The organism is Streptomyces sp. NPDC033136 (genome assembly GCF_055578235.1).
Map to the genome: position 1 here is coordinate 108,887 of NZ_JBVIPD010000028.1, position 5,146 is coordinate 114,032.

5 protein-coding genes and 2 pseudogenes are annotated in these 5,146 nt (G+C 71.7%); 1 reads left to right on the top strand and 6 read right to left on the bottom strand.

Translation table 11 applies throughout. The annotated features are described in order from the left end of the window. Positions 1–152 precede the first annotated feature (152 nt). Positions 153–854 (bottom strand): RlpA-like double-psi beta-barrel domain-containing protein, encoded by a 702-nt coding sequence (locus ACZ5TL_RS34955; RefSeq protein ID WP_468594808.1) that lies wholly within the window; start codon positions 852–854, stop codon positions 153–155. 119 nt (positions 855–973) lie between these two features. Further along, entirely contained in the window at positions 974–1,333 is a 360-nt protein-coding gene (locus ACZ5TL_RS34960) for an arsenate reductase family protein (RefSeq protein WP_468594809.1), read from the bottom strand. 226 nt (positions 1,334–1,559) lie between these two features. Between ACZ5TL_RS34960 and ACZ5TL_RS34965 the strand changes: the two genes are divergently transcribed. Beyond that, entirely contained in the window at positions 1,560–1,874 is a 315-nt protein-coding gene (locus ACZ5TL_RS34965) for a hypothetical protein (protein WP_468594810.1), read from the top strand. A gap of 77 nt (positions 1,875–1,951) precedes the next feature. On the opposite strand, the pseudogene ACZ5TL_RS34970 reads toward ACZ5TL_RS34965, so the two are convergent. From ACZ5TL_RS34970 to ACZ5TL_RS34985, 4 genes and pseudogenes are all read right to left on the bottom strand, one after another. Beyond that, positions 1,952–2,305: pseudogene (locus ACZ5TL_RS34970) on the bottom strand (aldo/keto reductase); the annotation flags it as partial. Positions 2,306–2,442: 137 nt separating this feature from the next. Then, a pseudogene (locus ACZ5TL_RS34975) lies at positions 2,443–2,679 on the bottom strand (DNA glycosylase AlkZ-like family protein); the annotation flags it as partial. A 66-nt stretch (positions 2,680–2,745) separates the two neighbouring features. After that, the gene (locus ACZ5TL_RS34980; protein WP_468594811.1) at positions 2,746–4,380 is read right to left on the bottom strand and encodes an alpha/beta fold hydrolase; all 1,635 of its coding nucleotides are present in this window, start codon (positions 4,378–4,380) and stop codon (positions 2,746–2,748) included. A gap of 95 nt (positions 4,381–4,475) precedes the next feature. Further along, positions 4,476–4,847, bottom strand: coding sequence for a cupin domain-containing protein (locus ACZ5TL_RS34985; RefSeq protein ID WP_468594812.1), 372 nt, complete (start codon positions 4,845–4,847; stop codon positions 4,476–4,478). Positions 4,848–5,146 lie beyond the last annotated feature (299 nt).

Sequence of the window (5,146 nt, forward strand, 5' to 3'; positions counted from 1 at the left end):
CCCTCTCTTTGGCGTTTCTTTTCCTACCTTCCTTCCCCCCCCCCCCCCCCCCCCCCCCCCCCCCCTCCCCCCCCCCCCAGGACCGGTGACACGTACGAGGGGGCGGCCGAGGGGTGGGCCGCCCCCTCATGGATTCATCCGGTCGTCCGGCCTCACCCCACCTTCTCGATCAGGGCCCGGCGGATCAGGAACTTGCCGGGCTCACGGACCTGTTCGAAGGCCGCGTCGTTGAGCAGCGCACAGCTGCCGGAGACCGAAGTGACCTCCACCGTCGTGGACTTGTCGTTGTCCAGGTTGGTGACCTTCAGCTTCGTGCCGACCGGGAACTGGTTGCTGGACGCGGCAGGCGCACCGCCCTCGCCGGAGAGCGTGACCGTGGAGCCGTTGCACACCTGCTGACCGGAGGCAGCGGCACCACCGCCGGGGTTTCCCCCGGGGGCGGACGCGGCGGGCCGCGAGGGCTGTGCACCGCCGGCCTGCTGACCGCCTCCGGCCTGCTCGCCGCCCTGTGTGGGCTGCGACGGCTGCGCGGCCTGGGAGTCCTGAGCCGACTCCCCCACCGCGCACCCCGACGCCTCCTGCTTCCGCTTGATCTCCGCGACGACCGCCTCGCGATTGGCGATCCGCGCCTCGGACTGTGCGTCGGGGTCGGCCCGCTGGTCCGCGATGAACTTCTGGTTGTTGCCGAGGGCGGTGGCGAGGCCCAGGCAGACCGTCGATTCCGACGCCGACCTGGGGGTCTGCGCGGCGTTCGACGTGCTCGCCATGACGAAGGCCCCGCCTCCCGCCACGGTCGCCGCGCTCACCAGCAGCGCGATCTTCTTCTTCGTGCCGAGAGTTCTCCTACGCGACATGCGCGCCTCCTGAAGAGGTAGGGGAGCGTACGCCGCTATGTACGAGATATCGAACGTGACGACTCAGTGGTCGCTGGATTCCCCGAAGTGACCTGCATCACGGGCGAGTTGGCGAGCCGTCAGCGCGACAGGGCGTCCCGGACGGCCTCGTCGGTGCGGGCCACCACGGCAGTACCGTCGTCCGCGGTGATGATCGGGCGCTGGATGAGCTTCGGGTGCTCGGCGAGCACCGTGATCCACCGCTCCCGCGCACCGGTGTCCCGCGGCCACTCCTTGAGCCCGAGCTCCCTGGCGGCCGCCTCCTGGGTGCGGGTGATGTCCCACGGTTCGAGCCCGAGACGCGTCAGCACCTCACGGATCTCGTCCTCGCTCGGCACGTCCTCCAAATAGCGGCGGACGGTGTAGTCGGCACCCTCGGCGTCGAGCAGCTGCACGGCACTGCGGCACTTCGAGCAGGCCGGGTTGATCCAGATCTCCATGGGACGCACAGTACGCGCCATCGGCTCTGTTCGATTTCTCCCGGCTCACGCGTCCCTCGCGGACCTGCCGTGACGCACTGCCAATATGCGTCCCCACCAGGGCATTTGATGACCCCGGCGGACTCCCCGTTGTCAGTGCCCGGCGGTAAACTGTAAGCAGTGTTCGAGGGTGGCGCCGGAGACGCCGAAGTCTCCGTGAGCCGCCCGACCGCGACAGGAGGATCCTGTGCCCGCTGCCGCTCTGAAGTCGAAGCCGTCGCCCACCCAGTCCACCGCGAAGCGCCCTGTCCTGCTCGACCTGCCGTACGCGCCCGTGGAGAAGCGGCCGCTGCCGCCGGGCCGGCCGCGCGAGTGGTACGTCACGCACAACCGCCGCCTCAAGGCGATGCGGCTCGCCATCGCCCTGCTCGACTCCGGCGTCTACATGCCGAACGCGGCTCGCAACGAGACCATCCGCGACACGGCGGAGCTGATCGGCGTCCACCCGCCGTCGGACACGACGTGCCACATGGTGCGGGCGTTCATGCGCTACGCGCGCTGACCCGACCCGACTGACCCGACCTGACCTGTCCCGATCCTGAGCGCCGGGTGCCCTGTTCCGGGGAGCCCGGCGCTTCGTCATGCCGCCCGGTCCGGTGCCGCGAACACCGGCGGGTTCAGGCGGGCGAAGCCCCCCTGCCGCTCGTAGGGGAAGTAGGGGTACGGCGCCGGGCGGTGGCTCACCGCGTCGAGCCTCGCCACCTGCTCGGGGGAGAGGCCCCAGCCGACGGCACCGAGGTTCTGGCGCAACTGCCGCTCGTCGCGGGCGCCGATGAGCACGGAGGACACCGTCGGCCGCCGCAGCAGCCAGTTGAGGGCGATCTGTGGCACCGCCCTGCCCGTCTCCTCCGCGATCTCGTCCAGCGCGTCGATCACGCCGTATGCCCGAGGGCACCGATGCGCACGAGGTGGTCCGTGCCGTCTCCGCCCCGCTCTACTACCACCTGCTGATCAGCGGCGGACGCCTCGACGAGACGATGGCCGGCCGGGCGGCAGAGGCGGCGGCAACCGTGGCGCGGGCGGGGTGTACGTACGGGCCTGAAGGGGCGAGGACCCGACGCCCCTCCCGGCTAAGCCGCCAGCTCCTTCTCCAGTGGCGTACGGAAACGCGGGGTGATCCTGGTCGGCCCCACCCACCCGGTCAGCCGCTCCGCCTCCGCCTCGATCGCCGTGAGGGCCTCGCGGCCGATGCCCTCGTCGTCGAGGATGCGCCAGGTGATCTCCCCGCCGGGCCGCTGGGTCCAGCCGCCGATCACCCGGCCGTTCCACCACACCGTCGGCCCGGCATTGCCGCTGCGGTCGAACAGCCACCGTCACCGTCACAGTCACGGACTCCGGCCGCCCCCCGACCGGCACCGCCCCGGCAACCGCCCTCAGGCGTAGCGCTCCAACAGCCCCTCCACATACGCCTCCAGCCGTCCGCCCACCACCTCAGGCGTCAGGTCGGTCCGGCCCAGTTCCCGCCAGGGGCCCGTCAGCTTGGCCGCGTCCGGGGCGTAGGCCAGCGCGTCGAGCAGCCGCCAGTACAGATGGTCCGGGCCCTCGGCCAGGCGCCGGCCGCCGTGGGCCTCGTAGCGCTCCCGGAAACCGAGGCCACACTCCGGGCCGTGCAGCAGTGCGAGCGCCGTCGAGCAGTGGGAGACGTCCAGGTCGGCCGGCCCCCAGGAGGTCTCCACCCAGTCGACGACGCCGCTGACCCGCAGCTCACCCGCCGAGCCCGTGAACAGCACGTTCCCGGGATGGAAGTCCCGGTGCAGGAAGCAGCCCTCGTACGGCGGAGGGGCCCGGCGGATCACGTCCACGGCCCGCTCCCACATCACACCCTCCGGCGCCGTCACGTGCTCCGGGGACGTCCACGCCTGGTACGGACGCGGGCGCTCGCCGGGAACGACCCGGTGGATGCGGGCCAGCTGAGCCGCCAGCAGGTCCACCCGTGCGTCGAGTTCCTCCTCGTCGACCCGGACCCGCCCCGGCAGCACGGACATCAATAAGGACGGATGGTCACAGTGCTCCCCGGTCGCGTCCACGCCGATCAGGCCGGCGGCCGGCACGCCCTCCTGCTCCGCCAGCAGCGCGAGAATGCCCGCCTCGCGGGCCAGCAGCCCGGGCGCGTGCCGCCGGAAGAAGGGCTTCACGAAGGTCCGCAGCGCCAGCGCGGTGCCGTCGTCGAGGGTGAGCCACCGCATCTGGGCACTCCACCCACCGCTCAGGAAAGCCGACTTGTCGACCGTACGGCCTTCCGGCAGCTGTTTGGCCACCCACGCGCGCGTGGCCGTCCAGCCCTGCTCGCCCAGCCCGGTCAGCACGGCCGTGACGAACTCCCGCCGGTCGTCGGGACGGTCACGGAACCACAGCCCCAACCGGTGCTGGGCCTCGGGCAGTTCCCAGTGGGTGAACTGCGCACGCCGGGCCAGCGCCTCCGAGACGGCCTCCGCCACGGCGGGCGGAATGACGTCGTCGGTGCCCGGCACCGCGAGCACCGCCCGCCCCTCGTACGCCCGCAGGACGTCGAGCGCGGGCGACGCGCGCCAGCTCCCGGGCCGTCGGATGATCTCGCTGAACCGCCCGTCGCCGTCGCCGAACGGCACGTCCCACGCCTCGGCCGCGTACACCGCCGGCGCGCACAGCCCCAGCGCCGCCACCCGGTCCCCGTAGTGCCGGACGAGATCCGCCACCGTCTGGCCGCTCATGCTGAACCCGACCAGGACCAGCGGCCCGTCCACGGGCGCGTGCGCGTCGACGACCGACACGGCCTGCTCGAAACGGCGGCGCAGACTCAGCTCCCGCAGCAGGCCGGTGCTCTCGCCGTGCCCCGAGAAGTCGAAGGCGACGGCACGGCAGCCGTGGTCCACGAACTCCTCCAGCAGCGGCAGCAGCCGCTCCGCACTGCCGTTGCCCGCGCCGTGCAGCAGCACGGCCGTCGCCTTCGCGGACGCACCGGTACCGCCGAACCACCCACTGAGTCGTTCACCGTCGGCCTCGTGCGTGACAGGGATCAGCTCACTCATCCGGCCATTCATTCACGCGGAGCCGCCCTGTGCGGGACGATCACAGGCCCCGCCCGTGAAACCGGCCGCGATCACCCCCGGCCCTGTGAGAGCCGTCAGCCGCCCCCGCCCACCGCGTAGCCGGGCACGGACGGCCACCGCACGGTCAGCACCACGGACTCCTCCTCCGCGCGCCACGAGTGATCGACCCCGCGCCCCCACACGACGTAATCCCCCTGCCGCTCCAGCAGCACGCTCCGCCCGGGCAGCTCGACCCGGAAGCGCCCACTGACGAGCACCAGCAGCGCGGTACGTTCCTCACCCCGTACCCACTGCGACCGTTCGTCACCGGCCGGATGGACACCCCACTTGATCTCCACGGCGTCGCTGTGGCGAGGATCCCCGACGTCCTTGAAATGCCCGAGGATCCACCCCCGGTCCAGCGCCGCGTCCCGCCCGGCGTTCCCCACGTACACACTGTCGCTCACGGGGGCGGACGCTAGCAGCACGTGCTCCGGCGGAGTCTCAGGGCCCGTGATCAGTACAGCTGGTGCCTGTCAAAGGTTGTGAGCTGTTGTTGGTTGAGTGCGTATGAGCCGTGTTCTGGCGTGTGCAAGTGATCCCTCCGGGCTGCGGCGTGCGCCGTTTCCGGGGAGAGGGAACGGGGATTCGCGGATCGGATGCGTGACCTTTCCCAGGGGTGGTCGTTGGGTGGGTGACAGGCGCGCCTGGGGTGTGGGGAAGGGGCGAGGGGGGTGAGTGTGCCGCGTGAGCTTTCGGCGCCGTT